This is a genomic window from Coprococcus sp. TM115-187, assembly GCF_027679115.1.
GTDB lineage: Bacteria > Bacillota > Clostridia > Lachnospirales > Lachnospiraceae > Allocoprococcus > Allocoprococcus comes.
Window position 1 is genome coordinate 189,952 of record NZ_JAQEKS010000001.1, and the last position, 12,438, is coordinate 202,389.

The following is a 12,438-nucleotide window of genomic DNA, read 5'->3' on the forward strand; positions in this document are numbered from 1 at the left end:
GTGTTTTGTTTTCCGTAGGGCTTTTCCCTTCGTTGTGACTATATATTACCGTCACTGCCCGGACATAGCAAGCGGCTATGCTGCACGATCATACACACCCCTTTTTGTCGGATTTATGTGTATTTACACACTGGAAGAATCCGCCACTACGAGCAAAAGCCCCCGAAGGAGCTCTGCCCTTTTTCAGTGTGCGTTCTTGATGCACCACTCGATCGCGTGACCGGCATCCGTGTAGGTCTCATCGGAAATCTTCAGAAGCTCCAGTCGGCACTCAATCGGTGACCAGCCTTCCTCTGGGTCTTCCACAAATCCGTATACCGCTCCCTCCAACATGCCGTTCCAATTCATCTGGGCAACCAAAACCCGGTCACCGAACTGCATGATGCTGTCGTAGCAAGGTCTGAGCCGGTCGTAGAAACTCTCGATGCTGATGTTGTTTTCTGGAAAGTCGATCAAATGCTTTTTCATGGTGAATTCCTCCGTGTTTTCGTTTTTCCCTTGGGGCTTTCCCCTTTCGGTATGTGCATATTACCGTCAGGTGCAAAGGATAGCAAGCGGCTAAAGTACACGATCTTCTGCCCGGAATATCAGGAAGAATGTACGTCACTCTGCGTCCTGCTCCATGAGTTCCACAATGGTGTCGTAGAAGAACTGCGGGTCGTATGCCAGCGGTTCCCGTCCGGCTTCCTTATCCATCCTGATCTGGTCTTCCACCATATCCTCTGCATCCTCCAGCGTGAAGGCATCCTTATCGCTGTCATCCATGTGGTTGTAGATTTCCACGATGACATCCATCATCCGTTCTTCCATGTGTGCTTCCCCTTCCTCCACGCCGCCACATCTGCCCCTGTCTGGGGCGTTGTCGGTTCCTTCGGATTGTTTTGCCCTCCCCGTGGCACAAGCCCCTGTGTGGGGCTGTGTCGGGGGCTGTCGGTTTATCTGTTCATCCGTCCCAGCAGGTAGGCTTCCTCCATTGCTTTCTGGATGCTCCAGACCGGAACCTCAATAAAGTCCTCGCTGTCATTGTCGCGGGCTTCCAGGTCGCCCCGGCTGTCTACCGCTGCCATCAGGCGCTTGGCGATCTCCAGCAGGGCTTTTTCTTCTTCCTTGGTAATGTTCTTCTTCATGGTGGTTTCCTCCGTTTTTCTTGGTTTTCCGTTTCGGTATGTGCATATTACCGTCTATGTCACACACTATCAAGCGGCTATACTACACAAAGATAGCCGCCCGGAACTGTGCGTATTACAGCAGAAGAAAAGGGCTGCCGTTACCGGCAAGCCCCATGTGTTTCTCTGGCTTAGTAGTCTTCTTCGTCCTCGTAATCTTCCTCTTCGCCCCAGTCATCTTCCTCTTCATCCCAGCTGTCATCCTGGTCTTCTTCCTCATCCTTGAAGTCCCACATATCTTCGGTCGGCTGGTTTCTAAGGTCTGGGTTCTGCTCAACATAGTCGGCAACCGCTCCGCAAAGGATGTCCAGAACCTTTTTGTAGGCTTCCTCGCTGTAGACTGCCCAAGCATCTGCAGTCAGTTTAGCGATTTTGTCGTTGCCCTTGGCTCCAAGGAACCGCCCTGCAGGGTTGCAGGTTTCCTTGCCGTAGCCGATGCCCAGCTGGTCGCCGTCGTTGTAAAAGCGGTATCCGATGCGGCTCATTGCCCTTACCAGCTCCCCTGCGAGGCTGTCTGCCTTGCCCGTATCCGGTACCAGTTCCTTGAAAAGTTTATTGATGCGGTCTTCGTTCTTCGTCATTGTCGTATCCTCCGTTTTTGTTGTTTTCCCCTTTCGGTGACTGTATATTACCGTCACCTCGAAACACTATCAAGCGGCTAAACTACACGATCATTCAATCCTGTAATTGTCATATTTATGTGCTTTTCATGCCAGCTTTCGGAAGACAGACACGAGCAAAAGGCTGGTCATTTCCAGCCCCTTGCGCCTGTCGGTCTTGCCTTTAGCGGATGATTTCGAGGTAGCTTACGTTGCCCCAGCAGTCCGTTCCCTTGAAGCGGATGCGCTTGTCGTTCTCCCTGTCGAGGGTGAATTTCCGAAGGAGCTTCATCTTCTGGATGCGGTTCAGAAGGTCCTTGCCGTTCTTCGCATCCTCAACGGCATCCCTGATCTCGACCACCGCACTGTCGCTTCCGTACCAGAGGTTGCTGAGTGCCTCTGGAATTCCGTTTGCAAGATAAAGGTTGATTTTTGTGTAGGTCATGTTTTTGTTCTCCTCTCAAAATGTCATCGTTTCCAGAATCTCATCCATGCCTGTCTCCCAGTCATGGCGGCTAAGTTCAATTTTGCTGTACATCTCTGCGCTGTCCGGCTCATCGAAAAGCCGGAAGCATTCTCTTGCCAGCTCCTCGCTGGTGTGCTGCTGGATTTCATCCGGCTGTCCATCCAGCCGTGTAAAGGTGATCTCGTAAGTGTAGCGTTCCATGTTCTTTGCCCCTTTCGTTTTGGTAGCTGTATATTACCGTCACTGCCGGATACTATCAAGCGGCTAAAGTACACGATCATCTGCACCCTGATCTGGTGGATTTATGTGTTTATCCGGGGAGGTTTCCCTCCCCGTTTTCTTAGCTGAACATCTCTGCCGTGTCATCGTCGATCCAGAGGTGCATGCCGTCTGCTTCCATGATCGCGTGGTCTTCATGAACCTCGGTGATGATTCCTTCTCGGCTTCCGCTTCCATCGAATTCGTCCCAGTGCCATGTTGTCTTTCTCCCTTTTTTCCATGTTCTCCAATCAGTCATTCTGCTGTCCTCCTTTGCTTTTTGTAGCTGTATATTACCGTCACTGCCCTGTGATAGCAAGGCCATAAAACGTCATATTATCAACGATCTTCGCCCCTCATGTTTGGTACATATATAACCCCTGATTGACTTGCTATATATGTGTTTCTGCGGCATTATACACACAACGAAAGCAAAGAAAACCAAACCAAAACGGAGGACAAAAATCATGAAAAAGACCATTACAGAAGTTGAAACCGCAATCGAAAACCGCATCGCAGAGCTTGAAGAAGAATACGAGCTGGACATTTACGACCGCAACGACATCCGGGAAGAAGAATACCAAAAAGCCGGATGGCGGCACGACCCCTTCCCAGAAGAGCTTGAGGAAGAGGACGAAGAAGAGGAAGAAGATTGGCACTACCACAGCATGGAAGAACGACTGAACGAGGTCGGCATGAGCATGAGGGATTTCTTCTAAGGAATCCCAAAAGGCTCACCCAGCAGAAGCTGGGGTTCTGCCTCGTATCCCCCGTTTTGGTTTGGTATGATACACAAAACCGCTGCCAGATGTTTGTGTACATTATGGCGGCGGTTCTCCTTGCTATCGTTGCTTTCCAGAGGTAATATACAGTAAACTGGAAGGGGGTTCTCATTCTTTTGAGGCCCCCATTTTCCGTCTAATCGGCTTCGCCCTGCATTGCCTGATGCATCACCCTGCGGTTATGCGCTCTGGCTTTCTTTTTCAGGTCCCTTTTCCATCTGCGGATGGTCACCGCCTTGCAGTGGTTTCTCGACCATTCGTATTCATCCAGAATGTATCTGCCGCCGTGTTCCCTCTCGCCATAAGCCGGCATCTTCCTGTGTCCCATAGGCTCCTCCTGTTAAACCAAGCCCTCCCGGTCTTTTCTGGCCGAGAGGGTATTTTTCTGATTGTGGTATCTTATTCCGGCTTCGTTCCGTCATCCATCTGGATGACTGCCATCTGCCCGAACATGCTGACGAATGCCTCCGGCACCCAGAAACGTTCCCTGAATTTCCTGAGCAGGTCCTGGGGCAGCTCTGCGAAATCTTCCTCTCCCAATCCGCAGATGAAGAAGTTTCCCTTGATGGGCTGCTCCAGCTCTGGAATGTATCTGCTGAATGACTTCTCGGTGAACAGCCCGTTGTCATCGGTGACCAGGGCGGCGCGTTCTTCCCACGGGTAGGTGGCTGTGATGCAGTCGCAGTCGAGGATGCGATAGAACTCTTTCAGGGAGTTTTCAATGTCCACCACCTGCGGATGCTCCATCGGTTTGATCAGAAGAACTTTCATTCGACCCAACCCCCTTTCACGATTGCCCAGTCTGCAAGATGCATCTTCTGCTGTCCGCCCCATGCAACGTCCTCTAATGCTTCCTCCGTTCCGCAGCGGTTGCAGATCTGGATGTCCGCCCTTCGGCTGAGTGCCTGCTGCTGATGGTCGTAGCAGTCGGGCTTTGCTCCGCACCTGGGGCAACGTGGGCCGGTCTGTCGCGTTTTACCAAGGCGGTCGAGCGACACCTTGACCTCGGCATCCGTTGCCACACGGTGGCAACTGTCCGCGCCGTAGGCAACGTTAAGATGGCTTCCGGTGTCCCAGTTCACCAAGATGTTTCCGGCATCATCGACCCCGTTGCAGGTTCCCTGCGTTCCGATGGGCGGTGCCTGCCTGTCATCCATCTCATCGAGGACGATCCGGCATCCGACCGGGAACTCTTTTCTCAACTTCTTGACCATTTTCTGATCTGCGAAATTCATGCCTGCACCTCCTCAATCATCCGCTGGGCGGCATCCTTATCCATGCATTCCTTCAGCGCACCTTCGAGGATGTGCATCGGGAAGTGGAATGCCTTGTAGCCGTCATGCAGGACTTTGTAGTAATACCGGCTCGGTGCGCGGCGTCCGAAGTCGTTCTCCATGATATATACCATTGCGGTCACCATCTCCGGTTCTGCCCCTTCCCGGAGCAGTTCGATGTTCAGGTCTTCCTTGCGGTAGTAATTCGGGTAGCCCTCATAGAGGTCGAGGTTTCCTTCGTCCCTTTCCGAAATCTCCCACACCAGAACCGGCGTGTTCTTCTTCGGATTTGGTGCGATGGTGGCGCAGCCCCGGAACAAAAGCTCCCAGCCTGCCAGCACCGCCTGCCCTGCAATTTTTGCATCCGGACACCGGTATGCCATCTGCTCCACCGACAGGTTGCTGCCGTAGGCGATGTAATATTTCTTGTTCTTCATTTAAATCTCTCCCTTCGGTTTTCTCCGCTCTTGTCTGGCGGTATGGTATATATCACTCTTCTGCCCTGATTTATCAAGGCCGATGAGCATCATATACTGCACAATGTTTTTTGCTTTTGATCGTGTACTCTTACATCATCTGCTTCTTCAGATACCGGATGGCTTCCGCCCTTCCGATACTAGCTGTCAGTCCACGCTTCAGTGTGTCCAGCGGAAATTCCCAGTCGCTGTATCCGCCGCGCAGCAGTTCAAAATACTCGGCATCCGGGCAGCCAAGCCGCCGGTCCTCGTGCATCACATAAGCGATGCAGGGCTTTGCCTTTTTCATGCGGTTCCCGTTCAGGTTCCAGACCGGAAGCTGGAACTGCTTTTTGTAGTAATATCTTGGGCAGCCCTCGTACCGGTCAAGCAGGAGTTCATCATATTCCGAGAGCTTCCAGACCACTGCCGGTACGCTTTCATTGGCGTCCTGCTCAATGGTGGCATAGCAGCCGGTCTTGCTCTTTTTGAACAGAAGCCGGTAGCCCTTGATCTCGGTCGTGCCGACCACCACAGCATAGGGGCATCTCTTTCCCATCCGCTCCATGTCGAGGTTGCTTCCGTAGGCAAGATAATATCTGGATGGGCTTCGGCTGATCAATTCAAACATCCGCCTCACCGTCCTCCCTGCCAGTGAATTCCACGCCCTGAAAATCATCTGTCCCAAGCTCAATCTGGCTGTCCTGCCACCAGTCCTCTGCCACTCGCTGGGCTTCCTCCACGGTCGGCTCTTTCATTTCGGATTCATAAATGGTCACCGTTCTCTGGTAGGTCTCGGTGATGGTCACCTTAAAGGTCCTGCCGCCCGGTGTGCTTTCATTTTTTAACGTGCTTTTCATAAACCTGCACCTCCTTCTACCACCTCAAGGGCGGTTGCCCGCCCAAAAGGTGCCCGTACAGCTGGCGCTTATTTGTTGCGCCATGCTGCGTTGCCCTCCATATTCCGCAGAAGGATTTCCCTTGCCGTTGCGAACTCCTCACCAATGAATCCCAGCCGGAGCATCCAGCACCGCATTGCGTATTTGTCGTTGTCGGTCTGCTGGGGCTTCGGGCTTGCCGTTCTGACCATCTTGGCAAGCTGGCTCATTGCGAGGCAAAGCTGGATGTAGGCTTTCATCTCACCGGCATGCAGTCCGTTACGCTTTCCGTCCGCTGGGTCTGCGAATTGGAAAAGGCGGAATTCAATGGTTCCTTTTGTAAAGGTGGCATGGAGGTTCAGCATATGGTACCGGCTTGAATTGTAGTGGGCATTCCGGTTTTCCCAGCTTGAACCGTTGCCTTCGTACCAGATGTCTTCCAGCTTGCGCATGGTGGTCGGCTTCTCGCGGTTCAGCCGGTCAAGGAAGCGGTGGTTGACCACCTGGCAATAATGTCCGGTGCGCCCCGCGTCAATCCGGATGGCTCTGCCGATCTGCTGTTCGTGCGCCGCCATGATGTTCACAAGGTTGCGGATGGTCTTTGCGGTGTGGTCGCCCTTGCCGATGTGGATGTGGACCCCGCATCCGCGGCTTGGGCTGCTCTTTGCTCCTGCCTTGCGGAGCAGCCGGATAATCTCCTGCAGGGATTCGATGTCGTCGTAGGTTAGGATCGGGGTGACCAGTTCGCATTTTTCTGTGTCCGGTCCGTAGATGCTCACATCCCTCTGGAATTTCCAAACCCTGCCCTGTCCGTCCTTGCAAGCCCAGCTGTAATATCCGTACTCGCTGGCGGCGTTCCATGCTCTGGTTCCGAAGTACTCGGCGACCTTTCTTGCCGCTTTTTCTCTGGTGATGTTGTTCATCTCGATCTCAACTCCGATGGTCTGGTTTTTCATGGCTTCAATCTGCTCTCTTGTTTTATCGTTCATGGTATGTTCTCCTTTGTTTTTTCCTTGTTTTCCCTTTCGGTATGTGCATATTACCGTCAGGTGCGGATAATAGCAAGGATATAAAAGAACATATATTCGACAAATATGAGGCAGAATGATCGTGTACATTTCTGCGGTTTATCCGCTTGATAATGTACATTTTCAGAGTTAATATCGGTACAATGGAAGAGGGTCTCACTTATTTTCCGGCCCCCATTGGGGGCTTGGGAGCTTACGCTCCCGCCTCCAGCATCTGCGCCGTATCCGCCCCACAGTCGGGCTGTGTCGGCTGGGCTGCATCCTGTGCGGCCGTTTCCCCAGTGGCAGGATCGCCGTTCTGTGCCGCCTGTTTCGCGGCTTTCAGGGCATCACGCTTTGCCTTTTCCCTTGCAAGGAACTTCTGTGCTTCCTCATCCGTGCGGAAAGCCGCATGGCCGGAAAGATTCTCCATGAGTATCTTGCGAGTCTCTTTGAAATCCGGACCGTTCATCCCAAGCCGCAGGAGCCATGTGCGGAGTGCATACTTCTCATTCTCATCGTTGACATCCTTTGCCTGGATACGCTTCTGGCTGATCGCCTGCTGGTTCATCAGAATGGCAAGGTGACCGAAAGCCGTCAGATGATCATAGTCGGAAGCCGTCGGGAATCCTGTGAAGGAAACCTTTTCTTCTGTGATCACCAGACCTTCCATCGCAGTTCCGCACTGTGCTTTGTAACTTTTAAGCGCCTCGATGAAGTTTGCCACCGTGTAGGTGCAACTGTCATCCCGCAGTGTTTCGACCAGGTCGGTTTCCACATGGAAGTGCCCGCCCGTTGCCTTGCTGATGAGTCGGCCACGGCTGTAGATGAGGTTGACCAGATTGCGAAGGCTCACGCCGTTATGCTGGCTGGTGGGGAAAGCAAGTTCCAGATCCAGCGGCACTTCTTCCGGCTGCTCTTCTGCTTCCGGCTGCTCTTCGCTTTCCGATTCCTCTGCATCCGGCTCATCCTCTGTTGCTCCATCCTCTGCCGTATCATCCGGCTCCTCTTCGGTCACAGGCTCCGCTGTCAAATTCTCGGTCGGCTCTGTGTTTTCCGGCTGGTCATCTGTGCTCTCAATGCTCTCGCTGCCGCGGATCAGTCCCTCATTCAGCATGGTCGTCAGCAGCTCGGCATCTGCATTCTCCGGCTCGACCAGAAGATTGCCGTCCCGGTCGATGGTGTAGTTGCCGATGTCATAAGCATACAGCGGTGCTCTGGTGTAGTAAGGATGGATACCCGTCAGCTCCTCCATGCGATTTGCAAGTGTCTTGCGGTCGGCTATGTTCAATTCAAATTTCAACATAATTCATTGCCCCTTTCGTTTTTTGTCTTTGTACGTCCCGATGTTTTTTTCGGTAGCACATATATCACTCTGAACCGGTCAAATAGCAAGGCCATTTCCCGATATTCTTCATGTTCGACCAATTACACAAGGGACTGCGAAATCTGTTGTGTAAATAGGACCAATATGTAAGCCCACCATATCACCAGGTCGCTTTCTACCTAGTAATATAGCGGGCCAGTTTATTCTTCCAGACCTGCACACCATGCGATGCCGGCCAGAACAAAAAATGCGTTGGCTAAGCATATGCCGTTGCCCCAGATACGGTACTCTGCCGAATCCGTATACGGGTCAGCCAGCCATTTCTGGATCTGTTTCTCCGTTTTCGGCTTCTTGGCGTGGGTCACGATCTTGCGGTGCGTTTCAAACACATCTGCCCAGAACGCCAGCTCTTCTTCGGTCGGATCTTCTGTTCCAAGGTTCCGGCACCACCAGTCCGGGAAGCCCTGCAGTCTGGCACACTCGGTCGGTGTCAAGCGGCGGACGGTATAGGTCACAGGTGTCGGCTGCGCTTCCGGGTTATCGATGACCAGACGGTCATTGAAAGCATCCTGCCCGTTGAAGCCGCTTGGATGCGCCCCGGTTGCCACCGTTCCCATGACACCCTCGTTCAGATGCGGCACCGGTGCGACGGTGGTCGGGTCTTTGTAGTCCCGTGCCATCAGAGTCGGTGCGACTTCTTTTGCCACCTGCATATAGGAGCCGGTGGTCATGGCATACACATCCTCCGGTGCGCAGACTGCATGGCGGTCAGTGGCATCCAGTGTAAAGCAGACATCCTCATTGACGCCATCCCCCTGCGGACCGTTCTCATCCTTGCGGCCGATCATGTTACCCTGCAGGACGAAGGTCTGCTGCTTCATTCCCGGCTCTGCTGCAAGTGCCGCTGACTTCTTTCCCAGATCCCGGACTTCATCCCTCTGGTTCTGGGTAAAGGCGACCGGCTCTACCACGCAGATACCGCCCTGATCGCAGGTCGGATCTCCACCACTGCGGTCTAGTGTCCGGGAGGTCTCCGCTTCATAGAAGCCGCTATGCGGATTATCGGACATCATGGAGTGGCTGGCTTTAGAGCAGACACCGTAGCATTTCGGAACGAACAGTGTCTGGTCGTTGTTGCAGCCGAGGGTAGCTGACTTTTCTTCCTGCCAGATAGCGCCCTTGCCACCGCCTTCACACCCGGAACGGATCTTCAATGTGACCGCCGGAGAGTTTTCAACTTCTTTCACCGGGCTTTCCACTGAATTTTCAACAGCGTCCATGACCATCGGGACATTACCGCCACCCGTACCACACCGGCTTGTCAGTGTCTGCACCTTACCGTCCTCGGAAATCTTCACCCGGCTGTCCGCAGGATGATTTTCCAGTGCGATGGCGGCCGGCACGACACCAGCCCGGAGGGTCGGTGACCGTTCCTCTTCGTATCCAATGCTTCTGGCATTTGCGGAATGCTCGGTACAGAAACCAGCGGCTTCCATAACACACGGCGGATGATGTGCCTCCGCACGGAGGGTGGCTGTCACCTCTTCCGTCACATCCATCCTCTCTCCGCCCTGATCGTTCAGACAGAGCCGTCCTCCTGCTCCACTGCAGCCTGTCTCTCCAGTGCTGCTTTCAGCACCGGCGGCAGCTCTTTGCCACGCACGGAAGCCCTCCGCAGAATACCGAGACACGCCTTCGGACTCAAATAATACCTTTTGGGCACTCTGGTCTGCAAAATCTGCGACAAGGTAGATACGTTTTCTTCTTTGGGGAACGCCCCACCATTGTGCATCAAAAACTCGATACGCGACGCTCCATCCGTCTCCCACGTAGTAGTCAGCGTCGGGCCATCCTTTCTTCTCAGGCGCAGGCACCGAGGCGGACGGTTCTTTAACACCGATGACGGCTTCGAGGACTGCTTTGAAGTCCTGTCCTTGGTTTGAGGAGAAGGCCCCTGGCACATTCTCCCACACGATAAATCTTGGTTTTTCTCCATTGGTCTTACACCTCATTTCCTTCACGATTCGGATTGCTTCGTAAAACAGGCTGGACCGTGAACCATCCAGACCATCCCGCTTACCCGCGATGGACATATCCTGACAGGGACTGCCAAAAGTGATGATGTCTACAGGAGGTAGGTCTGCACCGCTGATAGTAGACACATCTCCATAATGCTTCACCTGCGGCAGACGCTTGGTCGTGACCCGGATGGCAAACGGCTCGATCTCACTGCTCCACACCGGAGTGATCTGCCCGGTCAAAAGCCCGCCCAATGGAAAACCCCCGGAGCCATCAAAGAGGCTGCCGAGGGTCAGCTGTTTATTCTCCATCAGCGACCTCCCTTTCCGGCTCGAAGGTCGCCACTTCCTCGAACTTCAGCTTCTGACTGTCACGGATGACATACACATCATCGTAGTGACCCTCGCTGTGTTCGATATAACGCTTCACGATCACATCCACGAACTTCGGGTCCAGCTCGATGCCTCGGCACACACGGTCGGTTTCTTCGCAGGCGATCAGGGTAGAACCGCTGCCAAGGAACGGATCGAGGACGATGCCGTTGGTCATGGTGGAATTTCGGATCGGATAGCTCATCAGGCCGATGGGCTTCATGGTCGGATGGTCCTTGTTGGACTTCGGCCGGTCATACTCCCAGATGGTCGTCTGCTTCCGGTCGGAATACCACTGGTGTTTCCCCTTCTGCTTCCAGCCGTAAAGACACGGCTCGTGCTGCCACTGGTAAGGACTGCGTCCCAGCACCAGAGCATTCTTCTTCCAGATACAGCACCCGGACAGGTAGAACCCTGCATCCTTGAATGCCTTTCTAAAGTTCAGCCCTTCCGTATCTGCATGGAAGATATAGATGGAGCCGTCATCCGCCAGATGCCCGTGCATCTGCTGGAACGCTGCCAGCAGGAACTGGTAGAATTCCGAATCGCCCATGTTGTCGTTCAGGATCTTGCCAGCCGTTTCTTCCACATCCACGTTATAAGGGGGATCGGAAAGTACCAGATTTGCCTTGGTGCCGTCCATCAGGGTATCGTAGCATTCTGGCTTGGTGGAATCGCCGCACAGAACGATGTGCTTACCCAGATGCCAGAGGTCGCCCTCTTTGGAGAAGCACGGCTGCTTCAGCTCCGATTCCACATCGAAGTCATCTTCCTTGACCTCCTTGCTGTGGACCTTGTTGAACAGCGTCTCGATCTCCGGCGGTTCAAAACCGGTCTTTCCAAGATCGAAGTTGGAATCCTCAATGTCCTTCAAAAGATCAGCCAGCAGGGAATCATCCCATGCACCCGTGATCTTGTTGAGTGCGATATTCAGGGCCTTCTCCCTGGTCTTGTCGATGTCCACCACCGCGCAAGGTACTTCGGTGTAGCCCAGCTCCATCGCTACTGTCAGTCTCTGGTGACCACCGATAATCGTCATGTCGGCATTGACCACCAAAGGATCTGCGAAGCCGAACTCCGTAATGGAGTTCTTGATTTTCTCGTACTCTTTATCCCCCGGCTTCAGCTTTTTCCGGGGATTGTATGCAGCCGGCTTGAGTACGGACACCGGCAGCATCTTCAGTTCAGCAGTCGCTTTCATGTAGGTTCCTCCTAATTCAGATTCCCATGCGAATGACCCCTGAAAACGGCACGAAAAAGGAGCCGAACAAAAAGCCCGACTCTATTTCATCTCCATCTTCCTGCGGCTGTTCAGCCATCTCGCACCATTCCGGGTTTTCCCCATTCACAGATGCCAAGACCTTATCTTCCGCATCGTCAATCGCATGTACACAGATACCCCCGGTGTTGAACATCGGATACACACCGATAATTTTCTTACTCACTCCTGTTCGCCTCCTTCTTCCTGCCCCGGTTGGCACAAGCCCGACTGCAATATTTCCGTTCCAATCCGTACTGATGCCGGTAGGAAAACTCCCTGCCGCACACCGGACAGATCTTTGACCGCACTGTTCTCCAGTTTTCCGGCTTTGGGTGGGTGTTATTCCACCTTGACCGGCATTCCGGTGAGCAGAACTTTCTCGGCCGGCCTTTATGGTTCGGCACGATTGCGGTTCCGCACTGAGGACAGAAGGCAAATGCCATGTCCTTGATCATCTCAGCCGTGTAATCATCCATCTGCCCTCACCTCACTCTCATTTTTCGCCGTTTCTTCGGCGGTTTCTTAGAAAAATCTCATAATTCATACGAAAAGCGGCGAAGTGGAAATCGGCCCCG

At 53.4% G+C, this 12,438-nt stretch carries 20 protein-coding genes; 1 reads left to right on the forward strand and 19 read right to left on the reverse strand.

Annotated elements, in window-relative coordinates:
* Nucleotides 1-183: 183 nt before the first annotated feature.
* The 7 genes from PGW42_RS00855 to PGW42_RS00885 all read right to left on the reverse strand — a co-directional run bounded on the left by PGW42_RS00855 (nt 184) and on the right by PGW42_RS00885 (nt 2,748).
* Nucleotides 184-468 (reverse strand): hypothetical protein, encoded by a 285-nt coding sequence (locus PGW42_RS00855; protein WP_118574023.1) that lies wholly within the window; start codon nt 466-468, stop codon nt 184-186.
* 135 nt (nt 469-603) lie between these two features.
* Nucleotides 604-831, reverse strand: coding sequence for a hypothetical protein (locus PGW42_RS00860; RefSeq protein WP_270203395.1), 228 nt, complete (start codon nt 829-831; stop codon nt 604-606).
* Nucleotides 832-935: 104 nt separating this feature from the next.
* On the reverse strand, nt 936-1,127 hold the full coding sequence (locus PGW42_RS00865) for a DUF6900 domain-containing protein (RefSeq protein WP_107000227.1): 192 nt from the start codon (nt 1,125-1,127) through the stop codon (nt 936-938).
* A gap of 170 nt (nt 1,128-1,297) precedes the next feature.
* On the reverse strand, nt 1,298-1,747 hold the full coding sequence (locus PGW42_RS00870; protein ID WP_270203396.1) for a hypothetical protein: 450 nt from the start codon (nt 1,745-1,747) through the stop codon (nt 1,298-1,300).
* 202 nt (nt 1,748-1,949) lie between these two features.
* Nucleotides 1,950-2,210, reverse strand: coding sequence for a hypothetical protein (locus tag PGW42_RS00875; protein ID WP_107000228.1), 261 nt, complete (start codon nt 2,208-2,210; stop codon nt 1,950-1,952).
* Between the two features lie 15 nt (nt 2,211-2,225).
* A complete protein-coding gene (locus PGW42_RS00880) occupies nt 2,226-2,432 on the reverse strand; it encodes a hypothetical protein (protein ID WP_112483400.1) in 207 nt (68 codons plus the stop codon).
* A gap of 139 nt (nt 2,433-2,571) precedes the next feature.
* Nucleotides 2,572-2,748 (reverse strand): hypothetical protein, encoded by a 177-nt coding sequence (locus PGW42_RS00885; RefSeq protein WP_181357159.1) that lies wholly within the window; start codon nt 2,746-2,748, stop codon nt 2,572-2,574.
* 208 nt (nt 2,749-2,956) lie between these two features.
* On the opposite strand from PGW42_RS00885, the gene PGW42_RS00890 reads away from it, so the two are divergent.
* Nucleotides 2,957-3,208, forward strand: a complete 252-nt coding sequence (locus PGW42_RS00890; RefSeq protein ID WP_107000230.1) for a hypothetical protein — start codon at nt 2,957-2,959, stop codon at nt 3,206-3,208.
* Between the two features lie 199 nt (nt 3,209-3,407).
* On the opposite strand, the gene PGW42_RS00895 is transcribed toward PGW42_RS00890, so the two are convergent.
* From PGW42_RS00895 to PGW42_RS00950, 12 genes are all read right to left on the reverse strand, one after another.
* Nucleotides 3,408-3,599, reverse strand: a complete 192-nt coding sequence (locus tag PGW42_RS00895) for a hypothetical protein (RefSeq protein WP_107000231.1) — start codon at nt 3,597-3,599, stop codon at nt 3,408-3,410.
* 71 nt (nt 3,600-3,670) lie between these two features.
* On the reverse strand, nt 3,671-4,042 hold the full coding sequence (locus PGW42_RS00900; protein ID WP_270203397.1) for a DUF3846 domain-containing protein: 372 nt from the start codon (nt 4,040-4,042) through the stop codon (nt 3,671-3,673).
* The gene (locus tag PGW42_RS15875) at nt 4,039-4,506 is read right to left on the reverse strand and encodes a DUF4314 domain-containing protein (RefSeq protein WP_330676956.1); all 468 of its coding nucleotides are present in this window, start codon (nt 4,504-4,506) and stop codon (nt 4,039-4,041) included. The genes PGW42_RS00900 and PGW42_RS15875 overlap by 4 nt, the downstream gene beginning before the upstream one ends.
* Nucleotides 4,503-4,982 carry a gamma-glutamylcyclotransferase family protein gene (locus tag PGW42_RS00910; protein ID WP_107000234.1) on the reverse strand — a complete coding sequence of 160 codons (480 nt, stop codon included), beginning with the start codon at nt 4,980-4,982 and terminating at the stop codon, nt 4,503-4,505. The genes PGW42_RS15875 and PGW42_RS00910 overlap by 4 nt, the downstream gene beginning before the upstream one ends.
* 130 nt (nt 4,983-5,112) lie before the next feature.
* Nucleotides 5,113-5,631: a gamma-glutamylcyclotransferase family protein gene (locus tag PGW42_RS00915; RefSeq protein WP_181357161.1), complete on the reverse strand. Its 519-nt coding sequence runs from the start codon at nt 5,629-5,631 to the stop codon at nt 5,113-5,115.
* Nucleotides 5,624-5,860 (reverse strand): DpnD/PcfM family protein, encoded by a 237-nt coding sequence (locus PGW42_RS00920; protein WP_107000236.1) that lies wholly within the window; start codon nt 5,858-5,860, stop codon nt 5,624-5,626. Before PGW42_RS00920 ends, PGW42_RS00915 begins: the two co-directional genes overlap by 8 nt.
* Before the next feature lie 68 nt (nt 5,861-5,928).
* A complete protein-coding gene (locus tag PGW42_RS00925) occupies nt 5,929-6,867 on the reverse strand; it encodes an amidoligase family protein (protein ID WP_270203399.1) in 939 nt (312 codons plus the stop codon).
* Between the two features lie 232 nt (nt 6,868-7,099).
* On the reverse strand, nt 7,100-8,191 hold the full coding sequence (locus PGW42_RS00930; protein ID WP_270203400.1) for a hypothetical protein: 1,092 nt from the start codon (nt 8,189-8,191) through the stop codon (nt 7,100-7,102).
* 221 nt (nt 8,192-8,412) lie between these two features.
* On the reverse strand, nt 8,413-10,542 hold the full coding sequence (locus tag PGW42_RS00935) for a DNA cytosine methyltransferase (protein WP_270203401.1): 2,130 nt from the start codon (nt 10,540-10,542) through the stop codon (nt 8,413-8,415).
* On the reverse strand, nt 10,532-11,803 hold the full coding sequence (locus PGW42_RS00940; protein WP_270203402.1) for a site-specific DNA-methyltransferase: 1,272 nt from the start codon (nt 11,801-11,803) through the stop codon (nt 10,532-10,534). The genes PGW42_RS00935 and PGW42_RS00940 overlap by 11 nt, the downstream gene beginning before the upstream one ends.
* A gap of 16 nt (nt 11,804-11,819) precedes the next feature.
* A complete protein-coding gene (locus PGW42_RS00945; protein WP_107000240.1) occupies nt 11,820-12,047 on the reverse strand; it encodes a hypothetical protein in 228 nt (75 codons plus the stop codon).
* Entirely contained in the window at nt 12,040-12,339 is a 300-nt protein-coding gene (locus tag PGW42_RS00950) for a hypothetical protein (RefSeq protein ID WP_270203403.1), read from the reverse strand. The genes PGW42_RS00945 and PGW42_RS00950 overlap by 8 nt, the downstream gene beginning before the upstream one ends.
* Nucleotides 12,340-12,438 lie beyond the last annotated feature (99 nt).

Excerpts from the sequence above, each read along its gene's own strand:
- PGW42_RS00895 (WP_107000231.1), bottom strand. The coding sequence starts at position 3,599 with ATGGGACACAGGAAGATGCCGGCTTATGGCGAGAGGGAACACGGCGGC.
- PGW42_RS00935 (WP_270203401.1), bottom strand. The coding sequence starts at position 10,542 with ATGGAGAATAAACAGCTGACCCTCGGCAGCCTCTTTGATGGCTCCGGG.
- PGW42_RS00875 (WP_107000228.1), bottom strand. The coding sequence starts at position 2,210 with ATGACCTACACAAAAATCAACCTTTATCTTGCAAACGGAATTCCAGAG.
- PGW42_RS15875 (WP_330676956.1), bottom strand. The coding sequence starts at position 4,506 with ATGAATTTCGCAGATCAGAAAATGGTCAAGAAGTTGAGAAAAGAGTTC.
- PGW42_RS00930 (WP_270203400.1), bottom strand. The coding sequence starts at position 8,191 with ATGTTGAAATTTGAATTGAACATAGCCGACCGCAAGACACTTGCAAAT.
- PGW42_RS00870 (WP_270203396.1), bottom strand. The coding sequence starts at position 1,747 with ATGACGAAGAACGAAGACCGCATCAATAAACTTTTCAAGGAACTGGTA.
- PGW42_RS00925 (WP_270203399.1), bottom strand. The coding sequence starts at position 6,867 with ATGAACGATAAAACAAGAGAGCAGATTGAAGCCATGAAAAACCAGACC.
- PGW42_RS00910 (WP_107000234.1), bottom strand. The coding sequence starts at position 4,982 with ATGAAGAACAAGAAATATTACATCGCCTACGGCAGCAACCTGTCGGTG.
- PGW42_RS00950 (WP_270203403.1), bottom strand. The coding sequence starts at position 12,339 with ATGGATGATTACACGGCTGAGATGATCAAGGACATGGCATTTGCCTTC.
- PGW42_RS00885 (WP_181357159.1), bottom strand. The coding sequence starts at position 2,748 with ATGACTGATTGGAGAACATGGAAAAAAGGGAGAAAGACAACATGGCAC.
- PGW42_RS00900 (WP_270203397.1), bottom strand. The coding sequence starts at position 4,042 with ATGAAAGTTCTTCTGATCAAACCGATGGAGCATCCGCAGGTGGTGGAC.
- PGW42_RS00920 (WP_107000236.1), bottom strand. The coding sequence starts at position 5,860 with ATGAAAAGCACGTTAAAAAATGAAAGCACACCGGGCGGCAGGACCTTT.
- PGW42_RS00940 (WP_270203402.1), bottom strand. The coding sequence starts at position 11,803 with ATGAAAGCGACTGCTGAACTGAAGATGCTGCCGGTGTCCGTACTCAAG.
- PGW42_RS00855 (WP_118574023.1), bottom strand. The coding sequence starts at position 468 with ATGAAAAAGCATTTGATCGACTTTCCAGAAAACAACATCAGCATCGAG.
- PGW42_RS00880 (WP_112483400.1), bottom strand. The coding sequence starts at position 2,432 with ATGGAACGCTACACTTACGAGATCACCTTTACACGGCTGGATGGACAG.
- PGW42_RS00865 (WP_107000227.1), bottom strand. The coding sequence starts at position 1,127 with ATGAAGAAGAACATTACCAAGGAAGAAGAAAAAGCCCTGCTGGAGATC.
- PGW42_RS00915 (WP_181357161.1), bottom strand. The coding sequence starts at position 5,631 with ATGTTTGAATTGATCAGCCGAAGCCCATCCAGATATTATCTTGCCTAC.
- PGW42_RS00890 (WP_107000230.1), top strand. The coding sequence starts at position 2,957 with ATGAAAAAGACCATTACAGAAGTTGAAACCGCAATCGAAAACCGCATC.